The sequence below is a fragment of the Acinetobacter sp. YH12151 genome (genome assembly GCF_013418355.1).
GTDB lineage: Bacteria > Pseudomonadota > Gammaproteobacteria > Pseudomonadales > Moraxellaceae > Acinetobacter > Acinetobacter pseudolwoffii.
Window position 1 is genome coordinate 36,742 of sequence record NZ_VPCG01000008.1, and the last position, 25,521, is coordinate 62,262.

23 protein-coding genes, 5 tRNA genes, 1 pseudogene and 1 riboswitch are annotated in these 25,521 nt (G+C 45.6%); of the genes and pseudogenes, 15 read left to right on the forward strand and 14 right to left on the reverse strand.

Annotation, left to right across the window (positions count from 1 at the left end; translation table 11 throughout):
• Positions 1-41: 41 nt before the first annotated feature.
• The 6 genes from gluQRS to FTU82_RS04655 form a co-directional block, all read right to left on the reverse strand.
• Positions 42-962, reverse strand: coding sequence for a tRNA glutamyl-Q(34) synthetase GluQRS (gluQRS, locus tag FTU82_RS04630; RefSeq protein WP_225553535.1), 921 nt, complete (start codon positions 960-962; stop codon positions 42-44).
• Positions 963-964: 2 nt separating this feature from the next.
• Positions 965-1,492 (reverse strand): RNA polymerase-binding protein DksA, encoded by a 528-nt coding sequence (gene dksA / locus FTU82_RS04635; protein WP_005094428.1) that lies wholly within the window; start codon positions 1,490-1,492, stop codon positions 965-967.
• Positions 1,493-1,702: 210 nt separating this feature from the next.
• On the reverse strand, positions 1,703-2,515 hold the full coding sequence (cpdA, locus tag FTU82_RS04640; RefSeq protein WP_100357775.1) for a 3',5'-cyclic-AMP phosphodiesterase: 813 nt from the start codon (positions 2,513-2,515) through the stop codon (positions 1,703-1,705).
• Positions 2,512-3,147: an NUDIX domain-containing protein gene (locus tag FTU82_RS04645; protein ID WP_100357774.1), complete on the reverse strand. Its 636-nt coding sequence runs from the start codon at positions 3,145-3,147 to the stop codon at positions 2,512-2,514. Before FTU82_RS04645 ends, cpdA begins: the two co-directional genes overlap by 4 nt.
• Positions 3,148-3,223: 76 nt before the next feature.
• A complete protein-coding gene (gene thiC / locus FTU82_RS04650) occupies positions 3,224-5,119 on the reverse strand; it encodes a phosphomethylpyrimidine synthase ThiC (protein ID WP_180000937.1) in 1,896 nt (631 codons plus the stop codon).
• A gap of 88 nt (positions 5,120-5,207) precedes the next feature.
• Positions 5,208-5,340: riboswitch (TPP riboswitch) on the reverse strand.
• A gap of 106 nt (positions 5,341-5,446) precedes the next feature.
• Positions 5,447-6,478: a hypothetical protein gene (locus FTU82_RS04655; protein ID WP_180000956.1), complete on the reverse strand. Its 1,032-nt coding sequence runs from the start codon at positions 6,476-6,478 to the stop codon at positions 5,447-5,449.
• A gap of 288 nt (positions 6,479-6,766) precedes the next feature.
• Between FTU82_RS04655 and FTU82_RS04660 the strand changes: the two genes are divergently transcribed.
• Together FTU82_RS04660 and phoU are read left to right on the forward strand one after the other, a co-directional pair.
• Positions 6,767-8,113 carry a TolC family outer membrane protein gene (locus tag FTU82_RS04660; RefSeq protein ID WP_180000936.1) on the forward strand — a complete coding sequence of 449 codons (1,347 nt, stop codon included), beginning with the start codon at positions 6,767-6,769 and terminating at the stop codon, positions 8,111-8,113.
• Between the two features lie 92 nt (positions 8,114-8,205).
• On the forward strand, positions 8,206-8,925 hold the full coding sequence (phoU, locus tag FTU82_RS04665) for a phosphate signaling complex protein PhoU (protein WP_005094412.1): 720 nt from the start codon (positions 8,206-8,208) through the stop codon (positions 8,923-8,925).
• Positions 8,926-8,989: 64 nt separating this feature from the next.
• Here the strand turns inward: phoU and FTU82_RS04670 are convergent, their stop codons facing one another.
• The gene (locus tag FTU82_RS04670; RefSeq protein WP_180000935.1) at positions 8,990-10,792 is read right to left on the reverse strand and encodes an ABC transporter ATP-binding protein; all 1,803 of its coding nucleotides are present in this window, start codon (positions 10,790-10,792) and stop codon (positions 8,990-8,992) included.
• A gap of 150 nt (positions 10,793-10,942) precedes the next feature.
• Here FTU82_RS04670 and FTU82_RS04675 point away from each other — a divergent pair, with 150 nt between their 5' ends.
• Complete coding sequence (locus tag FTU82_RS04675; RefSeq protein ID WP_180101069.1) at positions 10,943-11,563, forward strand: alpha-ketoglutarate-dependent dioxygenase AlkB; 621 nt, start codon at positions 10,943-10,945, stop codon at positions 11,561-11,563.
• A 63-nt stretch (positions 11,564-11,626) separates the two neighbouring features.
• On the opposite strand, the gene ruvX is transcribed toward FTU82_RS04675, so the two are convergent.
• The 3 genes from ruvX to recN all read right to left on the reverse strand — a co-directional run bounded on the left by ruvX (position 11,627) and on the right by recN (position 14,392).
• Entirely contained in the window at positions 11,627-12,070 is a 444-nt protein-coding gene (gene ruvX / locus FTU82_RS04680) for a Holliday junction resolvase RuvX (RefSeq protein ID WP_005094407.1), read from the reverse strand.
• Positions 12,063-12,617, reverse strand: coding sequence for a YqgE/AlgH family protein (locus FTU82_RS04685; RefSeq protein ID WP_005094405.1), 555 nt, complete (start codon positions 12,615-12,617; stop codon positions 12,063-12,065). The genes ruvX and FTU82_RS04685 overlap by 8 nt, the downstream gene beginning before the upstream one ends.
• A 113-nt stretch (positions 12,618-12,730) precedes the next feature.
• Entirely contained in the window at positions 12,731-14,392 is a 1,662-nt protein-coding gene (gene recN / locus FTU82_RS04690) for a DNA repair protein RecN (protein WP_005094403.1), read from the reverse strand.
• 414 nt (positions 14,393-14,806) lie between these two features.
• On the opposite strand from recN, the gene FTU82_RS04695 reads away from it, so the two are divergent.
• The 3 genes from FTU82_RS04695 (at position 14,807) to FTU82_RS04705 (ending at position 16,946) form a co-directional block, all read left to right on the forward strand.
• The gene (locus FTU82_RS04695; RefSeq protein WP_004281089.1) at positions 14,807-15,130 is read left to right on the forward strand and encodes a pyrimidine/purine nucleoside phosphorylase; all 324 of its coding nucleotides are present in this window, start codon (positions 14,807-14,809) and stop codon (positions 15,128-15,130) included.
• Between the two features lie 136 nt (positions 15,131-15,266).
• Positions 15,267-16,016: a 23S rRNA (guanosine(2251)-2'-O)-methyltransferase RlmB gene (rlmB, locus tag FTU82_RS04700; RefSeq protein WP_005168959.1), complete on the forward strand. Its 750-nt coding sequence runs from the start codon at positions 15,267-15,269 to the stop codon at positions 16,014-16,016.
• A gap of 6 nt (positions 16,017-16,022) precedes the next feature.
• Positions 16,023-16,946, forward strand: coding sequence for a DMT family transporter (locus FTU82_RS04705; protein ID WP_005094400.1), 924 nt, complete (start codon positions 16,023-16,025; stop codon positions 16,944-16,946).
• Positions 16,947-16,967: 21 nt separating this feature from the next.
• Here the strand turns inward: FTU82_RS04705 and coaE are convergent, their stop codons facing one another.
• From coaE to pilB, 4 genes and pseudogenes are all read right to left on the reverse strand, one after another.
• Complete coding sequence (gene coaE, locus FTU82_RS04710; protein WP_074383651.1) at positions 16,968-17,567, reverse strand: dephospho-CoA kinase; 600 nt, start codon at positions 17,565-17,567, stop codon at positions 16,968-16,970.
• 1 nt (position 17,568) lies between these two features.
• Complete coding sequence (locus tag FTU82_RS04715; protein WP_074383650.1) at positions 17,569-18,429, reverse strand: A24 family peptidase; 861 nt, start codon at positions 18,427-18,429, stop codon at positions 17,569-17,571.
• Complete coding sequence (locus FTU82_RS04720) at positions 18,429-19,634, reverse strand: type II secretion system F family protein (protein WP_180101070.1); 1,206 nt, start codon at positions 19,632-19,634, stop codon at positions 18,429-18,431. The genes FTU82_RS04715 and FTU82_RS04720 overlap by 1 nt, the downstream gene beginning before the upstream one ends.
• A pseudogene (gene pilB, locus FTU82_RS04725) lies at positions 19,634-20,995 on the reverse strand (type IV-A pilus assembly ATPase PilB); the annotation flags it as partial. The pseudogene pilB and the gene FTU82_RS04720, both read right to left, overlap by 1 nt.
• Before the next feature lie 277 nt (positions 20,996-21,272).
• Between pilB and tpiA the strand changes: the two are divergent.
• The 9 genes from tpiA (at position 21,273) to nusA (ending at position 25,518) form a co-directional block, all read left to right on the forward strand.
• Entirely contained in the window at positions 21,273-22,064 is a 792-nt protein-coding gene (gene tpiA / locus FTU82_RS04730; RefSeq protein WP_005094392.1) for a triose-phosphate isomerase, read from the forward strand.
• 13 nt (positions 22,065-22,077) lie between these two features.
• The gene (gene secG, locus FTU82_RS04735) at positions 22,078-22,407 is read left to right on the forward strand and encodes a preprotein translocase subunit SecG (RefSeq protein ID WP_005094388.1); all 330 of its coding nucleotides are present in this window, start codon (positions 22,078-22,080) and stop codon (positions 22,405-22,407) included.
• A gap of 53 nt (positions 22,408-22,460) precedes the next feature.
• Positions 22,461-22,545: transfer RNA gene (locus FTU82_RS04740), tRNA-Leu, on the forward strand.
• A 54-nt stretch (positions 22,546-22,599) separates the two neighbouring features.
• Positions 22,600-22,676, forward strand: a tRNA-Met gene (locus tag FTU82_RS04745).
• 80 nt (positions 22,677-22,756) lie between these two features.
• Positions 22,757-22,833: transfer RNA gene (locus tag FTU82_RS04750), tRNA-Met, on the forward strand.
• Positions 22,834-22,901: 68 nt separating this feature from the next.
• Positions 22,902-22,978: transfer RNA gene (locus tag FTU82_RS04755), tRNA-Met, on the forward strand.
• Between the two features lie 196 nt (positions 22,979-23,174).
• Positions 23,175-23,251 (forward strand) — tRNA-Met (locus tag FTU82_RS04760).
• A gap of 223 nt (positions 23,252-23,474) precedes the next feature.
• Positions 23,475-23,999, forward strand: coding sequence for a ribosome maturation factor RimP (gene rimP / locus FTU82_RS04765; protein ID WP_005094386.1), 525 nt, complete (start codon positions 23,475-23,477; stop codon positions 23,997-23,999).
• 34 nt (positions 24,000-24,033) lie between these two features.
• A complete protein-coding gene (gene nusA / locus FTU82_RS04770; protein WP_005094384.1) occupies positions 24,034-25,518 on the forward strand; it encodes a transcription termination factor NusA in 1,485 nt (494 codons plus the stop codon).
• Positions 25,519-25,521: the final 3 nt, after the last annotated feature.

The window sequence follows — 25,521 nt, forward strand, 5'->3', positions numbered from 1 at the left end:
GATTTTAATTCTAGAATTCTAGCTTAAGCCAAAACAGGTTTTTATTGATAACAACCTTGTAGCGCTGTTGTATGTGGAATCCGTTCAATGTTCCATTGCGCAACCGCCTGTTGCAGCATGCGTTGTGGCGTATCCAGATCAACTTCAGCCTGATGCAAAGCATTAAGTGCCTGTTTTAAGAGTTGTGGGGCCTGACTTAAATCCAGTGCTTGGGCCAGATTCTGTTTTGAGAGTTTTTGTCCCTGATCATTCATCGCCAGGGGTAGATGCATATAATTCAGACGCGGATAACCGAGCAACTGCCCCAGATAGATTTGCCGTTCGGTATTGTCCAGCAGGTCAGCACCACGTACCACATGGGTCATGCCTTGCAGATAGTCATCGACCACTACCGCCAGCTGATAATTAATAATCCCGTCACGACGTTTTAAGACAAAGTCTCCCAGATCTTTCTTCAGCTTTGAGCAGTGTCGACCTTGTAATTGATCTTCAAAACAGATTTCGATATCTTCGACTTTTAAACGGATCGCTTGATTGTCGAATGCCAGAGCTAGGTCACGGCAGGTATCCTGATAGATATGATTGGAACCGAGCATTTTACGGGTACATTGACAGGCATAAACCAGACCCTGCTGACGTAATTGTTCGATCACATCTGCATAAATATCTAAACGGTCTTTCTGGAAAATGATTTCGCCGTCTGGCTCAAGCTGAAAGGCGTCCATGGCACGCAAAATATGCTCTTCACTGCCCGGATAAATACGCGGAATATCGGTATCTTCCACCCGAACCAGCCATGTGCCGTGGTTGGCTTTGGCATCGCAATAACTGGCAACTGCGGTAATGAGGGAGCCAAAATGCAAAGGGCCGGTTGGCGATGGCGCGAACCGACCCACATAAGCCATCCTATTGTCCCCCTCCTTTTTTAAAGGAGGGGTTAGGGGAGGATTATTCAACAGCATCATTAACCGTTATTTTGCTTCTCTTTGATTTCCGCCAGGGTTTTGCAGTCAATACATAAAGTAGCCGTTGGACGGGCTTCTAAACGACGCAAACCAATTTCGATGCCACAAGTTTCACAGAAACCATAGTCATCATTCTGGATCGCTTCGATTGACTGTTCGATTTTACGGATCAGTTTACGTTCACGGTCACGGGTACGCAGCTCAATTGCAAATTCTTCTTCCTGAGTGGCACGATCGTTGACATCAGGCAGGGCAGTATTCTCATCTTGCATCGTATTCAGCGTACGATCCACTTCTGACATCAACTCGGCTTTCCAGGCCAGCAAAATTTGGCGGAAATGCTGAAGCTGACCTTCAGACATGTATTCTTCATTTTTTTTAGGTTGATAAGGTTCAATACCAAATAAGCTAGCAGTAGAACCACCGTCAGTCGTTTTAGGCTTAGATTTGCGTACGCGCTTTGCAGCTTTCTCTTCTACAACTTCAATTTGATTGTCTAAGACTTGATTTTGGTTGTCATTCGCCATTTAGGGCATTCCTCATCATATGCGTATGATTGCTACGCAAAAAATATGGTGATATGCAATTTTTATCCACCCTGTAGAAGGATTATCCTCCTGTGGGGGCCGTCATCATATAGACTTTTTATGCTTATTGATAGTCTTTGATGTCTGGACTATGCATATCACATTTCCTTTGGTTGCAATAAAGTAATGCAAAAAAAACAAATTGAAAAGTTAATAACCTGAAATTTCAGTATTAATATTTTGCTGACTCAATGCCACCCGTTCAATATAGGTATCAAACTCACCATTTTGTTGCAAATGTAATACACGATAACCGGGCGCCGCCTGATCTAGCGCGAAATCCTGGCTTTTAGGTTTGAACTGCACACTGGTCGATGGCGTGGATAAAAAATAGATACCATGCCATTCATTACAGGAATCCTGATGCACATGACCAAACAAGACCAACTTTATATTCTGGTGCCGTGCCAGGACATCTTTCAGATCTTCGGCATTTTTAAGCCGGTGCTGGTCAATCCAGTGCGATTTCATCGCAAAAGGGTGATGATGACAAGCGATGATGACATGCTGATGCTTAAACTCAAGCAATAATTGGTTCAATTGATCAAGCTGAGCTTGTTCCACCCAGCCATCAACCTTGCCTTGAACCGCACTATTCAACAAAATCATGGTCCAGCTACCAAAATGAATCGCATGTACCTGATTGGCATTCTGATGAAACGGAAAGATCCGGGTGTCATCATGATTACCCGGAATCTGATAATGCGGCACGTTTAAGGACTGGATAAAGTCTAAATAACGCTGATAAGTTCGTTCCACCGGCACCTGGGCCAGATCACCGGTATGAATCAGCGCATCCATTTTGCGAAAGCGCTGCTGAATCTGCTGCATCACTTCATGAAAACTCTGCTCTGGATTCATCCGGGCAAATTCCAGCTCTTCCCGATCCATCAAATGGGTATCAGAAATCTGGATAATGGTCCAGTCTGGCTGTTCGGTTGTATTTGACTGCGAAAAACTCATGTCTTTCCCCTTAGACATATCCCTGCAGTATGAATATGTTGTTGCAACCATTGCAAGGCCATAATGACCGGTGCATTCCTTAAGCGCCCATTGCTGAGTAGTGCGGAAATATCTGCATAATCCAGAATATGCAGCTGGATATTTTCACCTTCATCCGGCATGCCAAAAATCCCGCCATGTTCAGGCAGTTCAGTTTCGGCGACATATAGATGAAACAACTCGGAACAAGCGCCCGCTGAAGGATAGAAGCTGAAAATATGCTGTAACTGATTCAAGCTACAGCCTGATTCCTCGAGTGCTTCCCGGCGGATACACTGTTCAGGCGCTTCATCGCCATCCAGAACGCCAGCAATCACTTCGAGTTGCCACGGTGAATCGACATCGTCCAGTCCGCCAATCCGGAACTGTTCAATCAGGCCGAATTTCTTCTGTTGATGGTTATAGAGCAGCACACCCGCTGCTTCTGGCCGGTGAATCAGCTCACGTTGCAAAATAGGCGTCGAGCTGTCCTGCTGGAATAAACGGTGTCGCAGGCTGACTTTTTCCACCTGAATAAATCCCCGGTACAAAAACTCACGTGCCTCTATGCGAAAGTCTTTTTTATTATAAGAGGCCTGTTTAATAATATTCATATGCTCAGATAGAATGAATTGATTTATTTTCATCCTATCTGAGTTTTTTTTGAAGACAACTGTTTTTTTTAAAGTTTTATAGTTTGTGGTACAGATTTTGGCCAGACTTATGGAAGCTGGCTTTCATCTGATCCATACCTGCTTCAATTTCGGCCTGAGAGCTTGCCGGCTGATCAGGCTTGGCCTGCTGATTGGCATAGTCTCGAACATTCTGGCTAATCTTCATTGAACAGAACTTCGGTCCACACATGGAACAGAAATGTGCAGATTTATGTGCTGCTTTGGGCATGGTTTCATCATGCATGCTACGGGCTGTATCCGGATCCAGACTCAAATTAAACTGGTCTTCCCAGCGGAATTCAAAACGTGCCTTGGACAGCGCATTGTCCCGGGCCTGTGCCCCCGGATGCCCTTTGGCCAGATCGGCTGCATGTGCTGCAATCTTGTAGGTAATAATGCCGTCTTTGACATCTTTCTTATTTGGCAAACCCAGATGCTCTTTCGGGGTGACATAGCACAGCATGGCAGTGCCATACCAGCCAATCATTGCGGCACCAATCGCTGAAGTAATATGGTCATAACCCGGGGCAATATCCGTAGTTAAAGGGCCAAGGGTATAGAAGGGCGCTTCTTTACAGACTTCCAGTTGCAGGTCCATATTTTCCTTGATCATGTGCATCGGCACATGCCCCGGACCTTCAATCATCACCTGTACATCATGTTCCCAGGCACGATGGGTCAGTTCACCCAAGGTTCTCAGTTCAGCAAATTGCGCTTCGTCATTGGCATCTTGCACACAGCCCGGACGCAGGCCATCGCCAAGGCTGAAAGACACATCGTAGGTTTTCATAATGTCGCAGATGTCATCGAAATGGGTGTAAAGGAAGTTTTCCTGATGATGCGCCAGACACCACTGTGCCATGATCGAACCGCCACGCGAAACAATCCCGGTCAGACGGTTGGCTGTGAGCGGTACATATCTTAAAAGCACGCCGGCATGAATGGTGAAATAATCCACGCCCTGTTCCGCCTGTTCAATCAGGGTATCTTTAAAGATTTCCCAAGTCAGGTCTTCGGCTACGCCGTTGACTTTTTCCAAGGCCTGATAGATCGGTACGGTGCCAATTGGCACGGGAGAATTGCGGATAATCCATTCCCGGGTTTCATGGATGTTCTGCCCGGTTGAGAGATCCATAATCGTATCTGCGCCCCAACGTGTGGCCCAGGTCATTTTCGAGACTTCTTCTTCAATCGAAGAACCCAAAGCCGAGTTGCCAATATTGGCATTGATTTTTACCAGAAAATTGCGTCCGATGATCATCGGTTCCAGTTCCGGATGATTGATATTGGCTGGAATAATCGCGCGGCCGGCAGCGACTTCCTGCCGTACAAACTCCGGGGTGATTTCAGTCAGGTTTTTAGCGCCGAAATTTTGTCCCGGATGCTGGCGCATATCGACACCCTCCAGTTGACGCAGGTTTTCACGAATGGCGATATATTCCATTTCTGGCGTAATCATGCCTTTTTTGGCATAGTGCATCTGGGTGATGTTCTGGCCACGTTTGGCTTTGCGCGGTTTTTGAATATGCGCGAAACGGATGGCCGCAGTACGGATATCACGTAAACGTTGTCGGCCAAATTCAGAGCTTAAATCGTCCAGCATTTCCGTATCGTTACGCTGTTCAATCCAGCTGTCACGGATATTGGGCAGGCCTTTATTCAGGTCAATCGTCACATTGGGGTCGGTATAGACACCAGACGTGTCATAAACCATCAAGGGCGGATTATATTCACCGCCCAAGCCGGTCGGGGTTTCACTGAGGGAAATTTCCCGCATCGGTACCTGAATATCAGGACGCGAGCCTGGCAGATAGACTTTACGTGAAGCGGGTAGAATGCGCGTTAAATCACGTGCTTCCTGTTCATGAGCGGAGAGAGAAGTTTCAGAAGAAAGATTCGTTAACTGGTTCATGGCTATGATCCTTATGAATGACATCAACGAATCAAGCACGACCAAAAACGCGGGCAGATTTATCCTGAGCAGATAAAGCAGGGGCTGGGTTTTTAGCTGGCTTGATTCCTACGCAGGTATTAACCTGATCAGGTTCAACGGTACCCATGCTCAATTCCTGATAAAGATAAAAGGAATCACATGATCTCAGCGAGGGATTACTCGCGCTCCGTCAAGCGAGGCTAAAGCTTAGCTCAGTTTATGCCGAATAAACAGGTCTAAATCTCTCAACTTTAGCGATGGTCTCTTCAGGCAGGGGAAGCTGGACTCTGGTCTAAATCGTTCCAGCTAGATACAGAATGCATCCATAAAACAGTCTTTATCATATTTTTGTGAGGGTGGACTGATCTTGGCATAATACAGAATCTGTTCAGCATCCGAACGGTTTCGATAGTCGGCAGGCAAGGCTTGCTGGCGCTGTTGCGGATTCATATCCAGAAACTCCAGAAATTGGCGAGCCTGGGTCGAAAGCGTTGATTTCTGACCGCTGGATAGACCAATAATGGTTTCCAGATGACTGGTATCGACTGCATAACGGTCACGATAATCCTCAGAAATGGGAGATGCTTCGGTGCCTCTAAACAAAAAATAGGTATATTGTTTCAGCAGGTATTCGGCATCCCGCTTATAGCTGCTCTCAGGATAGGTCTTGAGATAATCTTCCCAAAGCAGACTGCGGGCTGCAATGTCAGCTGCTTCAATTTGCAGGCGTTTTTCCACCAGTACCGGCTGCATATTCTGTTCAGCCAGATGTTCAATAAAGGCTTTTTCAGCGTCGGGTAAATAAGGCGCAAAAATGCGGGCCAGATATTCCGGACTACGACGATAATGTAAGTTGCCATCGCCAAGATCCAGCAGTTCGACATAAGCCTGACCTTTGTGTTTTAACAGGTACTGGTCACGTGAGGTGAGCTGCTGAAAATGGGCTTGCTGAATGGTCGGATGCTGGGCCATTTCCAGCGCATACTGTTCAAAGGCGCGTTGCTGGAATTCGGTACGGTCGACGGCTAAAAAGCGCTGATACATTTCAGTAGAACGCAGCATCAGATGCTTCTGCTCCGCCAATTCCATCAGGGGCAGACACACTTTAAGATCCTGATTAACCTGTTCCAGCGCAAAAGTGGTGCGCTGGTCATTAATCTGGGACATATTTTTTTCAATATTCTTGCACATCAGGCTAAAGTCATTGACTGGACTTTGCTTCTGATTGGTCTCAGTCTGTTCAACCTGGATCTGTGGTTCTGACGGCTGCTGACAGCCTGCCAGAAACAGCAGACTGCCGGAAATTAGACAGGCTTTGAATATCGACGGGAATGGCATTAACACTATGTTTCAGGACTCTGTATAGGTGAATTCAGAAAATAACGGCCTTGCTGGGAGATATATTGTATAGATCAAATAAAAATACTATGTTTAGTATTGTGAATTGCTTTGTTACATTGCGGGTATAGATCTTGAAAATTGAATTAATCGTGGATAAAACCCGAGAGTTATATTAAAAAGTTAATAAAAATCATACGCAAAAATGCAAAAAATCTCTTTAGTATGGCTTAGCTTAAAGCGCCAGAATTTTTGATCTGAATGGCTGTTAGGGGTTAACACTATAAAATGAAACTAAAACTCAGTGTCATGGCCGGTTTATTGTGCAGTAGTCCGGCGATTTTTGCCCTGGATTTGCAACAAGCCTATGCGCGCGCCCAGCAAAACGATCCGAACTGGCAAGCGAATCTGTTGCAATATCAGGCCGATCAGCTCAATCTGGGGATTGCTAGCGGAAATTTACTGCCGACCGTGAGCCTTTCAGGAAATATCACCCGTAAAAACCAGTCTGTTGATGCACCTGCCGATCCACAGTTTTCTAATTTCATTACTTCCAGTAATACCACCCGCCAGCTGGCTTTAACTGCACGCCAGCCTTTATTCCGCTGGGATGCCTGGCAAGGCTATAAACAGGTCAAAACTTCGGTCGAACTCAGCGAAGTCAACTTACGTCTGCAAAAACAGCAGCATATTTTACAGGTGGCAGAAGCCTATTTTAATGTCTTGCGTCAGCAGTCTTTGACCACGGCATATTTGCAGGAAGAACAGGCTCTATCTGAGCAGCTGCGCATGATGAATGCCAAACTAAAAGAAGGTCTGGTGGCACGTAGTGAGGTCAGTGAAGCCAATGCCCAGTATCAAAGTGCCCAAGCCAACCGGATTTCGACCCAAGTTCAGCTGGTTCTCGCTCAGGAGCAACTGGCTCAGCTGATCGGGCCTTACCGAGAAAATCTGGCGGTATTACGCAATGACTTCCAGTTTCAGAAACCGATTCCAAGTGACATGCAGTCCTGGACAGATTTGGCACAAAGCCAGAATCTGAACATTCTGCAAGCCCGTCTGCAAAAACGCTATTCTGAAGATGCCAAGCGGGTTGAGCAGGCCGCCCTCTATCCGCAGGTTGAAGCGGTCGGCACCTATGGCTATCTGAAACAGACACCAGAAACGATTATGTCCAGTAATGGTGATTTCGACCAGATTGGGGTGGAAGTCAACTGGAACCTATTTAGTGGTGGCCGTACCCAGAAAAGTATTCGTCAGGCTGGGGTCAATGTACAAAAAAGTGCAGCCCAATTAGACGCTGCGATCCGCAAAGCCAATACCGATGTAAAGCAGTCCTTCATGCAGGTAGAAACCGATCAGGCCAAACTGAATGCGCGTAAAGCAGCGATGGAATCTTCGGAAATAGTTTCACAAGCCTCTAGAGCCCAATATCAGGAGGGCTTAAAGACCATGGTCGATGTGTTGCTGGCCCAGCGCAATGCTTTTTCTGCCAAAACGGATTATCTGAATGCCAAATATGATTATCTGCTGCATGTACTACAGTTACAGGCTTCAGTCGGGCAGCTGACCGAAAAGGAGCTGGCAGAGCTGAATGCCTGGCTGATCGAATATGATTCACCTCAGCCCAGATGACGCTACGATTGTCATCAAACTTTCATCATAAATATGCTTTAATGTGCTTTATTATTGATCATCGCTATATGCCGTTTCAGGAGTAGACTTCCTTGTGTCCAAATAATCCTGTGTTAAGTCATCACATTTCTTCGCAATTTAATGAAGAGTTGCAGGACGTCAATACCAAATTCATGACTATGGGCGGACTGGTGGAACAGCAGGTGGCCAACGCCATTCATGCCTTACTGGATACCGATGTCGCCATGGCGATTGATGTGCAGTTTCAGGACAATGTTGTCAATCAGATGGAAAGAGACATTGATGAAGCACTGACCCTGATTCTGGCACGCCGGCATCCTGCTGCGATTGATTTACGGATGGTGCTTGCCATGTCCAAGGCCAATACCGATCTTGAGCGTATTGGTGATGAAGCGTCTAAAATAGGCCGGATTGCACAAAGCCTGAGCGAAGAGGGTAGCTCGCCGCGCGGTTATATGGAAACCCGGCATATTGGCAACCAGGTTCGGGTGATGATTCATGATGCACTGGATGCTTTTGCACGTCTGGATGTAGATCAGGCCTTGAAAGTGATGTTGGCAGATGCGGATATCGACCGTGAATACCAGTCAGCAACGCGTACTCTCATGACCTATATGATTGAAGATCCGCGACATATTAGTCGTGTTATCAATGTGCTATGGGTGCTTCGTTCACTCGAAAGAATTGGCGACCATGCCCGGAATATTTCTGAACAGGTGATCTATATGGTCAAAGGTTTTGACGTACGTCATACCAGCGTCGAAGAAATTGAGCAAAAAGTTCAGCGTTAAAAACAATTATCTCTCAATAAAAGACCTCCTGCTCGGAGGTTTTTTTATTGGCTTGGAAGAAGCCCTAACCATGGGTTTCTTCCTCGGCATCATCCTCAAAAGTCTTGGCGATTTTTTCAATATTCAGGCTCTTGGCCATGGCATCAAAAATTTCCTTATACACACCTTGCTGATGATAAAGCTGAGCGTGCTCACCATGTTCGGCAATCCTTCCCTCTTTCATCACATAGGTATAATCCGCGTCAATAATTTGCGACAGGCTATGTGAAATGATGATCACGGTACGGCCTTGCTTGATTTGATCCAGACTTTGCTTGATCTGTTCGGTGGCGATGGCATCCAGGCTCGCCGTCGGTTCATCCAGAAAAATAATCGGTGGGTTTTTCAGGAACATCCGCGCCAAGGCAATGCGTTGCTGCTGTCCGCCAGACAGCATGAGGGCATCACTATCATAGCCATCCGGTAACTGTAAAATCTGCGCATGAATCGAGGCTTTTTCTGCCGCCTCAATGATATCGTCCATCGAAGCTGTAGTTTTGCCATAACGGATATTCTCAAAAATGGTGCCTTGGAAAATATGATTTTTCTGCAACACCAGACCAATATGATCGCGTAGATATTGGGTGTCATAGTCTTTCAGGTCAATGCCATCCAGTTTAATCTGGCCTTGTTGCGGCTCATAAAATTTATCCAGCAAGCTGATCAGGGTGGATTTTCCCGCACCGGATAAGCCGACCAAAGCCGTGATCTTATTCGGACGAATTTCCATCTCAATATCTTTCAGGGCATGATGGCCATTCGGATAATAAAAATTCACCCCAGTCAGTTCAAATTTACCAGTCACTTGCGGTTTTTGTTGACCACTTTGTTCAATTTCCTGATCCGCTTCCAGAATCTTAAAGAAGCTTTCTGAATAGATCATGGCATCATTCACTTCATCATAAATCCGGTGCAGTGAGCGAATCGGGGCGGAGACATTATTAAACAGCAGCACATGAAACATGATCATGCCGATACTCATCTGGCCATCCAGCACAAAATAAGAGGTCAGAATAATAATCAGCACAATGCCGATCTGTTCAAGGAACGTTTTCATACCATCAAACAGGAAACTGGTCTGACGGGTTTTCATCTGGTTGTCGGTCAGTTCGCGTTGCAATCCTAGCTGCTTTTCCGATTCAATCACTTCCCGGTTAAAGGATTTGATCACGGTAATTGAATTAATAATACTGAGAATACCTTGACTCTTTTTCTCGCGGCCATCTCTTAAACTGCGGCGCCAACCACCGAGCTTTTGTGCCTGTTTATAGGTCAGCCAGAAATAGATTGGGACAATGGCGGTGGCCACCAGACCGACATACATATTGGCATAGTACATCAGGCCCAAAGCCACAATCGCACTGGTAAATAACGGTAAAATATCAATAAAAAAGATCTGTACCAGACGGGTCAGTGAGCCGATACCACGATCAATACGGGTCTGTAATTTTCCGGCCTGATTATTTTCCTGATTAAAAAATTCCAGACGATATTTTAAGAATTTTTCAATAATTCCTTGGGCCAGATCCTGAGAAACAAAAATCCGTAGCTTTTCTCCATAAAACTTCTGGCCGAACTGGACAAAGGCATTGATAATCTCTTTGCCGAGCAAGATCGCTGAAATCGTAATCAGAATATGCCAGCCTTGCTCCAGTCCCTGACCTTGTTCCAGCAGCGCATTGATACTATCGACTGCATATTGCAGGGTCAGTGCGTTGACCTGTGCGGTAAAGGAACCGATCAGGGTCAAAATCAGCGTGGCAATGACCAGTACCCGATAGGGCTGAACAAAAGGACGAAGTTTCTGAAACAGCTGCCATAAGTTCATAAATGATTATTTTTATTGTGAAAGTTAAATTCAGTTTAGGCAGGAACAGGACAAGTCACAAGAGCAAATCTTGTAGTCATTTGTGAAATACGATTGTACTTTTTCAAAGTCAATGTCAGTATTTTCAGTAAGATACTCGGTCTAATTGAGATGACTTTAGATTTATTTGCGCTCCAACCTGAAACGAATATCTTACCCTTTGATGGGGTGGTGGAGGACTATGGTCTGATTCTGGATCAGGCACAAAGCCAGCAGTATTTGCAGTATTTTCTGAGCCAGTTGGCCTGGCAACATGATGAAGTACGGTTGTTCGGCAAGCACTATGTCACAGCACGCAAGGTGGTCTGGTATGGCGATGCGCACTATCAATATCGCTATTCGGGGACGCTCAAGCAAGCTCAGTTGTGGACCCCGGGATTATTGCGTTTAAAGCAGCATATTGAACAGCTGGTGGGTCATCCCTTTAATTCCTGTCTGGCCAATTTATATGAAGATGGTTCACAAGGCTTGGGCTGGTATAGCGATGATGAGCCTGCCTTATATACAGGAAGTTCTCGGGAAAATGTCATTGCTTCTCTGAGTCTGGGCGCGATCCGTAAAATGAGTTTTAAACATAAAACTCACGGGGATAAAGTCGAGTTACTGTTACACAGTGGCCAACTGATTGTAATGCGCGGCCAGACCCAGCAGTACTGGAAACACAGCATTGGTAAAAGTAGCAAAGTTTTGACACCCAGAATTAATCTGACCTTTCGTTATTTTTATCCTTAAATCATGTTTTTAGGCATAAAAAAGCATCCCAAAGGATGCTGATTTTAAAATTTCATCAGCAGTTTAAGGGGTGATTCCGGCAGGATGGCGATACCAACTTTCAATCAATAAGGCTGCGGCGATACTATCAGCAGAAAGTTTCTTGCCGCGACCTTGCGCCTGATAATGATCCAGCTCATCGCGTGCTTCACGGGTGGTCAGACGCTCATCCACCATCAAGGTTGCAATATTGGTCTGGTGCCGTAAACGGCGCGCAAATTTACGTGCCCGTGTCGAAAGCTCCGATTCACTATCATCCATATTCAGTGGCAAACCGACCAGAAATAGATTCGGTTGATGGCTTTTTACTATTTTGAGCAGTTCATCCCAGTTCGGAATACCATCTTTCATGGGAAATAAAGGTAGGGGACTGGCACTTGCAATCAGGGATTGTCCAACAGACATTCCCATTTTTTGTGTACCAAAATCAAACGCCATAATGGTTTGTGGCGTGTTTACATCAGGCATGTCCAATCTCGGAAGATAACCAGTTGCGGTCGACGCCCATCTTTTTATAGGCAGCATCCCAACGGTCGTTATAAGGTAAGTTAAAAATCAGATCCATATCAGAATCACAAATCAGCCAGTCACCACGGGCAATTTCCTGTTCTAGCTGGTGTTTGCCCCAACTGGCATAGCCGAGTGCGATCTGATAGCGACCCACACCTTCATTATGCGCAATTGCATCCAGAATATCTTTGGAGGTGGTGATACAGACATTTTCGCCCACTGCAATAGAGGAATGCCAGGTCGGCTGACCGGTATGCAGCACAAAGCCGGCCTCAGGGCGTAAAGGGCCACCTTGCAAGACTTCATGCGGATTGACATTGTCTGCTTCAATATCAAGATCATTCAGCAATTCTTTAATTTGAATACCGGCAGGGCGATTGATGATGATGCCTTGTGCACCATCTTCATCATGGCGAGCCAGATAGATCACCGTCTGGGCAAAAAAATCATCATCCGCATGTGGCGGCGCAATCAGACAACGATGTGTCAGAAACTGTTTGGTCACCTGAGCAGTTCTCCTTAAAATCAATTTCTTCGCAAAGAAATCGTATGATCCTAACCGCTACGTTACTCGAGCTTTATGGATTTACCAACTTTTATTTGTCTGGATTGTGATATTTAAACCTGCTGAAATTTCAACTGACGTAACTGACGGGCATGTTGTAAAGTCGTTTCACTGATTTCAACACCACCGGTCATGCGCGCGAGTTCATCAATACGTGCATCTTCTTGCAAACTCAGAATGGTGCTGCTGGCCGGGTCGGTTTGCTGCTTTTTCACGAGTAAATGCTGATCGGATTGTGCGGCCACTTGTGCCTGATGGGTAATACACAGAATCTGCACATGTTGGGCCAAACCTGCCAATAAACGCCCGACAATCTCTGCTGTACCGCCACTGATCCCGACATCAATTTCGTCAAAGACCAGTACTTCGGCTTCGGTTTTTTCTGCATTCATGACCTGCATCACCAGTGCAATACGCGACAGCTCACCACCTGATGCCACGCGAGCTAAGGGTTGTGCCGGAATGCCTTTATTGGCAGTAAATAGGAGTTGAATAAAGCTGAGGCCTTCACTCGATGGCTGTTCCAAAGCTTCAAACTTAAACTCGAAATGGGCTTCTGGTAGTGCCAGTTGTTTAACCTGTTCTGTGAGCTGCTTGGCCAGAGGTGCTGCGGCTTCACGGCGAATCTGTTCCAGATGTTGGGCTTTCTCCAGAAAATCCTGATAAGAGACTGCAACCTGTTCAGCCAGTGTTTCCGGGTCTTCCAGTTGATGCAGCTGTTCTAATTCGGTTTGCCAGGTTTCATATTCTGCCTTGAGCAATTCCGGTTGAGTACGATATTTACGAGCCAGACGGTGGAAAACCTCTAAAGTTGAATTCAGTTCTTCCATGCGTTCCGGGTCAAAACTCTGACGATCCATAAACTGACGTAAATTCGCCGCAGCATCTTCAAGTTCGCTTTGTGCATTTAATAAGGAATTATAAATTCCGGAAAGCTGCTCACTACGACCGGCATGCGATTCGACCCGACGCATAATTGATGCGAGTTCCTGGGTCATGTTCTGTTCAGCCTCATCGAGTACATTCAGGCTATAGACACAATCCTGCATGATCGCTTCATGATGGGAAAGCCGGTCAAATTCCTGCTCAATCTCCTGATAATCAGTCTGAACGATGTCTTCCAGTTCTTCCAGTTGCAGCTCAAGGGTTTCGATACGCTGTTTACGGGTGGCTTGTGCATCCAGTGCTGCCTGATGCTGGCGGATATTTTTCTGCCAGGTACTGTAAGCATCCCGTACCGCTTGCGCCGGCGCATAAAAATGATAATAACGATCCAGCCAATGCTTCGGATAAGGGGGTTCGAGTAGTTGTTGCTGACTGTGCTGGCTATAGAGTTGAACCAGTAAACGTCCAATTTCTTTTAGTTCGGACAGGCTGCTCGGTCGTCCATTGATCCAGGCTTTGCTGCGACCGGTGGCAAAAATTACCCGGCGTAAATGGATTTCACCTGATTCATCATCCAGCTCATGTTCTTTTAACCACGCGGCTTCAGGACTATGTTCCTGATAGCTAAAGCTTGCAGTCACATCGGCTTTTTCGGAACCATAACGCACATAATTGGTATCGGTTCGCTCACCCAGACAGGCAGACAAGGCATCTAACAAGAGGGATTTACCTGCACCGGTTTCACCGGTTAAAACGTTAAAACCTTTATCAATATCAATAGCAAGGTGCTCAGCTAAAGCAAAATTGATTAGAGTTAAATGTGTCAGCATAAACGCATCCGGGCTGCGAAAAGTTTGAGTGAAATAGCCTGATGTTGGATTGGGGTCACAACACGGCTGTGATTATAAATCAGGATGAATCAATTTCATTCTATCTTAAATTTTAGCGATTCATATATGCTTATTTCACTGTATTTTCGAAAGAAGCTGACTCAAAAGCCGGCAAATTCACTGCTTGTTTTCATAGTTTTGACATTGTCAAAGTTTAAGCTAGAAACCAAATCTGGCGGGCTGAATATACCATCAAGCCAGTAAACAAGCGGCCAGAATACCCCTTTCGCAACAGGCATTCAGGCGAGATAGAATATTTCACCGCTGCCGACAAACTTCGATTGATTAGTTGAGAGTGCACATTTAAACTACAGCAATCAAAATATTACAAAATGCTTTATCTGGAGAAATCGCATGTCAGCTCAGTTTGATCATGTATCTGTACTTAAAAAATCAAATGTATATTTCGGCGGTTTATGTATCAGCCATATTGTTCAATTTGAAGATGGCACCAAAAAGACTTTGGGGGTCATTTTACCATCAGAAAATGCCTTAACCTTTGAAACGCATGTGCCTGAGCGCATGGAAATTGTTTCAGGTGAATGTCGTGTTCAGATCGGAGATAGCGAAGAAAGTGAGCTGTTCCGTGCAGGCCAGTCCTTCTATGTGCCGGGTAATAGCCGTTTTAAAATCGAAACCGATGATGTGCTGGACTATGTCTGCCATTTTGAAGGTTAAGTACAGCGCAAGATCAGTGCAAACCGGGCAAGAAATTTCAGTGCGAATCGGTTAAACTAATCATTCTATAGAAATCCTGTGAAGTCAGCTTTACGGGATTTTTCTTTTATATATAAATTTAATTTAGAGGTCGTTCATGGCAAAACCTGAATATTTTTATGGCGTACATTCAGTGGAGTCATTGTTAGAGCTTGAGCCTGAACGTGTCTTGACATTATTCACTCTCAAAGGACGCGATGATCAGCGTTTAAAACGTGTACTGGAACTGGCTGAACCGTTTGGCATCAGTGTGCAGCAAGCCAGCCGTGACAAACTGGAAAAATTGGCCGGTCAACCCTTTCATCAGGGTGTTGTAGCAGCCGTTCGTGCCCATCCGGTCTTGAATGAAAAAGATCTTGAGACATTATTGAGCGCAAATCCGCAAGCCTTGTTATTGGCCCTTGATCATATTACCGATCCACACAACCTCGGAGCATGTGTGCGTACCGCCGCTGCGATGGGTGTTGAGGCGGTGATTGCACCACGTGATCGTTCTGCAAGCTTGACTCCGACTGCACGTAAAGTGGCTGCCGGTGGTGCTGACAAAGTCAAATTTATTCAGGTGACTAATCTGGCGCGTACCTTGGGGCAAATCAAAGAAGACTTTAATGTGCGAGTCGTCGGTACCATGCTGGATGAAAAAGCGCTGCCGATTCAGGAGTTTGATTTCACCGGTACTGGTGTCTGTGTGGTGATGGGTGCGGAAGATACCGGTCTACGTCCAATTACACAAAGCCAATGCGATCAGACGGTGTATATCCCGATGGCGGGTAATCTGCAAAGCCTGAATGTCAGTGTTGCAACAGGTATGGCACTGTATGAAGCTTGCCGCCAGCGTAACCTGTAATTGATGATGGCATTGTCAGATCGTACACAGGGCTATGTCTTTCTACTGACGACTATGTGTATCTGGGGCGGTTTTACTTTAACCGCCCGTCTGAATGCGCTTTGGAACATCAGTGCCTGGGATATCGTGGCTCTGCGGTTTTCTCTGGCTTTTCTGATTCTGATGCCGATCTTGCTCTATCGCAAGGAGGCGGCTTTTTTACTGAAAAAAGAACCCTTTATTCTGGCCATGATTGGCGGAGTAATTTACTGTCTGTTTGCCTATAGCGCCTTTCATTATGCGCCTACCGCCCATGCCGCGATTTTCTTGAATGGCTGTATTCCGATTTGTACTGCCATCATGGCTTTTTTCCTGATGGGGCAGGCTTTTGATAAGCATACCTGGGCCAGCCTGATTATTATGATTGCGGTGCTCTGTATCATGAGTCTGTTGATGTATCAGGAAACCGGAGTGGCATTCGGGGCAGGGGATGGGCTATTTTTTATCAGTGCAATACTCTGGGCAATTTTTACCGTGTTATTGCGGAAATATCAGTTAACTGCATGGCAGGCAATGAGCGGTGTCGCGATCTGGTCAGCAGTGGTTTACGTACCTGTTTATCTACTGTTTTTACCCAAAAATTTGAGTGTGCCAGAACCCCAGCACTTATTGTTTCAAACCATCTTTCATGGGGTTTTTGTGGTAATTATTGCCACTTTAAGCTATGTCGAAGCAATCAAGCGTCTCGGTGCATTTAAAGCCGGTAGCATTACCAATCTTGCACCATTTATTGCTGCGATTCTGGCGGTGCCTTTATTAAATGAAGCGCTGAGCCTGGCGATGATCTGTGGCTTGGTGGGGATGGCAATTGGGGCCTTACAGCCTTGGCGCTGGATTGGCCGTAAAGATAGTTTAGAAGCACAACTTGCAGCACAGAAAAAGCAGTCTTAATCGGACTGCTTTTTTTATACCTCAGGCAGCTGCCATGTTTAAATATTTTTCATGCAATGGGCGGAGATGGGCATAAAGATGATCCAGATGACCATCATTCAGCACAATATCATCAGCCATGGCCTGTTTCTGTTCACGTGACATTTGTGCGGCAATAATGTTTCGGATTTGCTCAATATTTTGACCATCACGTTGTGAGGCACGTTCAATTTGCAATTCGATTGTGGCATCAATCAGTAAGCGATGCTGAGTGAGCTCATGTTGATTGGTCTCAAACAGGAGCGGTGAAACCAGAATGGCATAGGAACTTTGCGCAGCATCTAACTGCTGAATAATCGAAGTGCGAATTGCTGGATGAGTAATATTTTCCAGGGTTTTACGTGCTTCAGGAGACTGGAAAATATATTCGCGCAAGGCACGACGATTCAGTGAACCATCTTCAAGCAGTACCCAATCCCCAAAAGCCTGCTGAATCTGGGCGAGTGCAGGCTGGCCAATCTCGACCACTTCACGCGCCACCACATCGGCATCCACAACGACAATGCCTTGTGCTTCAAACCATTGACTGGCCGCAGACTTGCCACTACCAATCCCGCCGGTTAATCCGAGTATAAATTTCACTTTATTGACCTAAATACACTTTCATAATCTGCTCGCCCCACAGAAAAGCAATCCAGCCGGCAATCGCGATATAGGGACCAAAGGCAAAAGGCTGATTTTCCTTACGGACTTTCAGCAGGATAATCCCGATAATCGCACCCACTAAAGAAGAAAGGAGCACAATTAATGGTAATAGCAAAGGCCCCATCCAGGCACCCAAGGCGGCAAGCAATTTAAAATCGCCATAGCCCATACCTTCCTTGCCAGTGACAATTTTAAAGACATAATACACCACCCACAAACACAGGAAGCCAATGATATAGCCCCAGATGGCAGAACTCGGTGAGGTATAGAGGGCATAACTATTGACGCCCAGACCCAGCGCGGCCAGGGGTAGGGTATAACGGTCCGGCAATAACTGGGTGTCAAAATCAATAAAGGTCAGTGCAATTAAGACATAAGTCAGAATCAGGCCAAATAACATCTGGACAGTCGGACCAAAAACAGCCACCACCATCAGCGCACAGGCCGCGGTCAGAAGCTCAATAAATGGATAGCGGATACTGATGGGATTTTGACAGTTGCCGCACTTGCCGCGCAAGACCAGCCAGCTGATGACGGGAATATTCTGGTACCAGCGGATTGGCTGATGACATTTGGGGCAAGTCGAATCGGGTTTGCTTAAACTTAATTTGGTCTCATCAATAATTGGCTGTTCCGGATGCAGGAACATTTGGCAATCGGTACGCCATTCCTGCTCCATCATTTTGGGAGTGCGATAAATCACCACATTTAAGAAACTACCAATGCAGAGACTAAAAAGCCCAACTGCGCTATACAGCGCTGTTGGGTTTTGAATGAAATATTGAATAAGATCTTGCATTAAACCACAGAACCCACTTGGAAGATTGGAAGGTACATGGCAATCACCAGACCACCGACAAGTACACCGAGAACAGCCATGATCAAGGGCTCCATCATGGAAGTGAGACCGTCTACGGCATTGTCGACTTCATTTTCATAATGGGTAGCAACTTTATCCGGCATGGCATCTAACGCACCGGATTCCTCACCAATGGCGACCATTTGCACGGCCATAGATGGAAACTTGTTGGTCACCCGCATGGCAAACTGTAATTGCTGACCAGTGGCAACATCTTCGCGGATTTTCATGACGGCATCTTCATACACCACGTTATTGGTTGCGCCAGCAGTGGATTCCAGTGCATCAATCAAGGGTACACCGGCTGCAAAAGTGGTGGCCAAGGTACGGCTATAACGGGCAATAATCGCTTTATACACCAGATCACCGAAAATCGGTGCTTTAAGTGCTGCTTTATCCAGAAAATCGCGGAATTTTTTACTGCGTTTTTTTGCTTCCAGAAAAGCCGTAATGATGGCCCCAATGGCAATAATGAGCAGGAACCAATATTTTTGCATCCATTCCGACATATTGACTACCATTTTGGTAAAAGCCGGTAAGTCAGCACCAAATGAAGAGAATAAATCCTGGAAAACCGGGACCACTTTTACCATTAGAATAATCGTGACAATCAGCGCGACCACGACCACCGCAGCCGGGTACTTCATGGCTTTTTTAATTTTTTGCTTGAGCAGTTCACTTTTTTCCTTGTAGATCGCAACCCGATCCAGCATGGTTTCTAGCGCACCGGATTGTTCACCCGATTCGACCAGTAAACAAAATAGTTTATCGAAGTATTGCGGGTATTTACGCAGTGCACCGGCAAAGGTATTACCACCTTCCACCTCACCTTTAATCCCCAGAACGACTTCACGCATGGCTGGATTCTCCAGACCCTCTGCAACAATTTCAAAGCCTTGTACTAAAGGTACACCGGCTTTCATCATGGTCGCGAGCTGTCGAGTAAAAATCGTAATATCCAGTGTGCTGACACGTTTTTTCATTAAGCCTTCGAGAATGTTTTTTTTCTTTTCCCGAATGGTCTTGATGCTGATGCCCTGTTTTCTGAGCGTCACTTTGGCCAGTGCCATGTTGCGCGCCGGCAATTCCCCCTTGATCTTTGCCCCTTTACGATCAATTCCTTCATAGCTGAAGATCGGCATCATCGTGCAATAACCAGATTCACTGAAGTGGCAATATTAAAAGACGGCACGCCCATATTGCGTAAACGGGTCAGGGTCTCAGGCGCACTGTTGGTATGCAGCGTTGACATCACCATATGACCGGTCTGTGCCGCTTTAATGGCAATTTCTGCAGTTTCCAGATCCCGGATCTCACCGACCATCACGATATCTGGATCTTGGCGTAAGAATGACTTCAAGGCAGCAGAGAAGGTCAGGCCGACTTTATTGTTGACGTTGACCTGGTTAATTCCTTGCAGGTTGATCTCGACCGGATCTTCCGCGGTGGAAATATTGGTATCTTCACGATTCAGGATGTTCAAACCGGTATAAAGTGAAACCGTTTTACCAGAACCCGTTGGCCCGGTAATCAGCAGCATGCCTTGCGGTTTATCCAGCGCCTGCATAAACAGTTCTTTTTGTTCCGGTTCATAACCGAGTGCATCGATCCCCAGCATCGCGCTAGATGGATCTAGAATACGCAGTACCAGTTTTTCGCCAAACAGGGTCGGTAATGAGTTGACACGGAAATCAATGGCTTTGTTCTTTGAGAGTTTCAGCTTGATACGGCCATCCTGAGGAACACGTTTTTCAGAAATGTCCATTTGCGACATGACTTTTAAACGTGAAGACAGGCGGGTTGCCAACTGCAGCGGCGGTGTTGCAATTTGGCGTAATACCCCATCGACCCGATAACGAACCCGGTAGATTTTTTCATAAGGTTCAAAATGCAGATCCGAAGCACCCATACGAATCGCATCGATTAATAATTTATTGATATATTTGACAATCGGTGCTTCTTCTTCACCTTTGTCTTTTTCATCTTCTTCTTTACTCGGATCAGATGAATCGAAATCTACATCCAGATCAAAGTCTTCATCAAACTCAAAAGTGCTTTCTTCGGTAAAATTCTGCTCGATCAGTTTTACCAGTTTATTGTGTTCAACAATAATGGTTTCAATATTGAGCTTGGTTGAAAAGCGAACGGCATCAATCGCTTCAATATTGGTCGGATTACTAATGGCAATATATAAAATACTGGAATTTTTAAAAATTGGCAGGATGCGATGCTTGGTAATCAGCTTCTTATCAATGATATCCCGCAAAATTTGCGCAGGATCATAGGCACTGATATCAAACAGAGGCTCACCAAATTCGACTGAAATCGTTTCAGCAATAACGGTTGGGGAGAGCTGTTGCTGGTTAATCAGCTCCGCCACAATATCTATTTTTTCTTGCTTGGCATGTGCCAAAGCACTGCGCATATCTTCAGCCGAGATGACGCCTTCCTCGACCAAACGACGAATAAATCCGGTAAATCTTGGCGCCCCCTGTAATGCTGTCATGCTATAAATGCCTATAAATCAAATTTTTTTAATTGCTATATTAAAATTATACGTTTGTTACGTAAAAATACCATAGCTAAGAGTGCTGCTACCTTCCTCATATCCAGTAAAACTTTGAACTGGTTAGAAGAAGTTCCCATTTTTTTAAGTGATAACAAAAAACAACCATTTTGAATAGTCTAAACCTAGAATAAGTGATAAGAAAACTATTCTTTAAATTTTCCAATTCCGTGTAGAATGTGCCCAATTCGAAATATGTAAATAAAATAGGTTAATTATGTCAGTTTCGACGATTACCCCTTGGGTAATAGGTAACTGGAAAATGAATCCGCTGCAGGCAGATGCATTAACACTGGTGCACGGTATTAAAAATTTACTGGAAACTGCACCAATCGCCGCAGATAAATGTCATATCGGTGTAGCCCCGATTGCTCTTGCCCTGACCCAGATTCAGGCGGAACTGTCATCTGCGACTCGTCCTGTTTACACTGTAGCACAAGATGTTTCACGTATTTCAGGAACGGGTGCTTATACCGGTGAAGTGAGCGCTGAATTATTGCAAGACAGCCAGATTCATTATGTACTGATTGGTCATTCTGAGCGTCGTGAAGTTTTCGCAGAAAACGCAGAAGTTCTGAATGCCAAAATCAAGCATGCATTAACTGCCGGTTTAACGGTGATTTACTGCGTGGGTGAAAGCCTGGAACAACGTGAAGCAGGGCAGGCTGAAGCGGTCGTATTGCAACAGATTTGTGATATTGCAGCGGTAGTGGACGCTGAGCAATGGAAAAATATCGTGATTGCTTATGAGCCGATCTGGGCAATTGGTACCGGTAAAACCGCCTCTCCTGAAGATGCACAAGCCATGCATGCACAAATCCGTCAAGGTTTGAGCCAGATCACCGGCTATGGTGCAACCATGGCGATTTTATATGGTGGTAGTGTCAAGCCGGAAAATGCAGTAGAGTTAGCAGCCTGCCCGGATATCAATGGAGCACTGGTCGGTGGTGCATCACTCAATGCTGAGTCGTTCCATAAAATTGCTCACGCATTTGCAAATACACAATAATTAGGAGTTCAGCATGCAAACTTTTGTGCTGGTAGTACATATTATCTTAGCTGTTTTGATGATTGTCTTGATTTTGGTTCAGCATGGTAAAGGTGCAGATGCTGGTGCCTCTTTCGGTGGCGGTGGTGCGGCGACAGTATTCGGGGCATCGGGTTCCGGCAATTTTATGACCCGTTTGACTGCCATTTTAACGGCGCTATTTTTTGTGACCAGTTTGACTCTGGCTGTTTTGGCCAAGAAAGACAGCACAAATGCCTATAGTTTGGGAACGGTTCAATCTGCGCCGACCATGCCTGTGCAATCGAATGAAACTTCACCAACTGCACCAGAAACGACCGAATAGTTTTAATTAGTCCTTTCTTTTTTCCAGTGATGCGACTAGAATGCGTCACAGCTGCGGTGGTGGTGGAATTGGTAGACACGCTACCTTGAGGTGGTAGTGCTTTCGGGCGTGGGGGTTCAAGTCCCCCCTTCCGCACCAACTTATAATCCAGAAATTTAAGTTGGTGTATGCAGCTGAAAAAACTTCTGTTGATGCGGGATGGAGCAGTCTGGTAGCTCGTCGGGCTCATAACCCGAAGGTCGTTGGTTCAAATCCAGCTCCCGCTACCAATCAATCCTTTTTAAAGACGCAAACTTTTAAGAGGCAGTTTAATAAGTTATTAAGCTGAGAAATATAATTTGCATGTTGTTGCGGGATGGAGCAGTCTGGTAGCTCGTCGGGCTCATAACCCGAAGGTCGTTGGTTCAAATCCAGCTCCCGCTACCAATCTTTTAAAGATGCAAACTTTAAAAGCAGTTTAAGTTTTTTTAAGCTGAATGTTATTTGTACGCTGATGCGGGATGGAGCAGTCTGGTAGCTCGTCGGGCTCATAACCCGAAGGTCGTTGGTTCAAATCCAGCTCCCGCTACCATTTAAATGGTTTGGTAAACGTTATTTATGGATTTAGTTGATTGCTTGTCGGGCTCAACTCTCTATAAACTGGCGAAGGTTGTTGGTTTACATCCAGCACCCACTACCATTTTTTCAGTCACAGATGACAAATATGCAGAATGATGCAGTTTTGATTGAAAAGCTCTCATCTTTTGTATATAATTTTTGCACGTTGATGCGGGATGGAGCAGTCTGGTAGCTCGTCGGGCTCATAACCCGAAGGTCGTTGGTTCAAATCCAGCTCCCGCTACCAAGTTTCTAAAAAGAGGCTCACAACAAGGTGGGCCTTTTTGCACAGTGGGATTTGAAAAAAAATCGCTATTGTGCTTAATTGGGGCGATTTACGCCCTTTTTTATTGGCTATCGTGTAGTGTCGACATTATTTGGTCACGTCTCCATGTTTCACTACTACTATAGTTTGTATTGGTTTGTAGTGGTCAAATAGATCATAAAATCGCACCAGATGACGAGAGTAAATGAAGCTATCAAATAAAACTCAAGCACTTCAGGACTTGATTGCACCGGCAGTTGAAGCCTGTAATGTAAACCTTTGGGGGATTGAGTTCCTGCCACAGGGTAAACGTTCGTTATTACGTATCTACATCGACAAACCGGTCGATGCAAGCGCTGAACCGGCCGTTAATGAAGACGGTGAAGAGGAACAGGGGCGTGGTATTGGTGTTCAGGATTGTGTGCGTGTAACGCAGCAAGTCGGCGCCATGCTGGATGTTCATGATCCGATCTCGGGTGAATATTCACTTGAAGTGTCTTCTCCAGGCTGGGATCGTCCATTCTTCCAGCTCGAACAGATGTCAGGCTATATTGGTCATAGCGTAGCATTACGTCTGATTAGTGCAGTAGATAACCGTCGTAAATTCCAGGCCAAACTGGTTGCAGTCGACCTAGACAATGAAATGATTCAAGTTGAAGTAGAAAAGCAACAGGTATTGGAGATCGACAGTCACAATATCGATAAAGCAAATTTGGTCTTCCAAGATTAATTGAATAAATAAAAATTTAACGAATAGGTGACGTATGGCACGTGAAATTCTGACCGTCGTTGAAACGGTTAGTAACGAAAAGGGTGTACCTCGTGAAGCAATTTTCGAAGCGCTTGAGCAAGCTTTAGTTGCGGCGACCAAGAAAAAATTCTACGAAGGAACTCGCTCTGAAGAAGCACGTTTACGTGTGGAAATTGATCGCAAAACAGGTGACTACCGTACTTTTCGTCAGTGGGAAGTAGTCGCTGACGAAGATCATGAAATGCCAGCGTGTCAGGATGCGATTTCTGATCTTGATCCTGCACAATGGTCAATTGGTGATATTCGTGAACTCGAAGTAGAATCGATTGATTTCGGTCGTATTGCAGCACAAATTGCCAAGCAAGTGATTGTACAGAAGATCCGTGAAGCAGAACGCGCACTTGTGGCCGATGCTTACGAATCTAAAGTCGGCGAGCTGATCTATGGTGAAGTGAAGAAACAAACCAAAGATGGTTTTATCATTGACTTGGGTGATAATGCTGAAGCATACCTTGCACGTGAAGAAATGATTCCGAAAGAAATTCTTCGTCCGAAGCAACGTATGAATGCGATTCTGTTCAATGTGAACCGTGAAGGTCGTGGTGCGCAACTCCAGTTGTCACGTGCCAAGCCGGATATGCTGATCGCATTGATGAAGAAAGAGATCCCTGAGATTTCTGAAGAAATTATTGAAATTAAAGCAGCAGCTCGTCAACCAGGCGTGCGTGCTAAAATTGCAGTAAAAACAAATGATCACCGTATTGATCCGGTTGGTGCATGTATTGGTATGCGTGGTACACGTATCCAGGCTGTTCAACAAGAATTGAACGGTGAGCGTATCGATGTCGTGGTATGGTCTGACGACCCTGCCCAGTACATCGCCAGCGCACTGGAACCAGCAGATGTATCGAGTATTGTCATCGATGAAGATGCCCGTACTGCAGACATCATCTTTGCAACGAGTGATCAATTGGCTCGTGCGATTGGTTCACAAGGTCAGAACGTTCGTCTGGCATCAGAATTGACTGGCTACAAGCTGGACATGATGCTGGAAGAGGAATACTACGCCCGTCAACAAAACGAAGCGCAACAGTATCTGGACATGTTTGTAACACGTCTGGATATCGCGGAAGATTTGGCGATGGCACTGGTAGAAATGGGCTTCACCTCGCTTGAAGAAATTGCTTATGTCCCTGCAGAAACGTTTGATGAAATCGAACTTGATGCTGAACTGGTTGAATTATTGCAAAGCCGTGCGAAAGAAATTGCACTTGCTGATGCATTACAACAGCAAGAGAATATACAAGCGCCAAGTGAAGAACTTGTTGCAATGGAAGGCATGACAGCAGAGATCGCGCAAGCTCTAGCAGCTCGTGGTGTGGTAACAGTTGACGATTTGGCAGATCAGGCGACCGACGATATCGAAGATATTGAAGGTTTGGGTGCTGAGAAAGCCGGTCAACTCATTATGAAAGCGCGCGAATCATGGTTTAACTAGGAG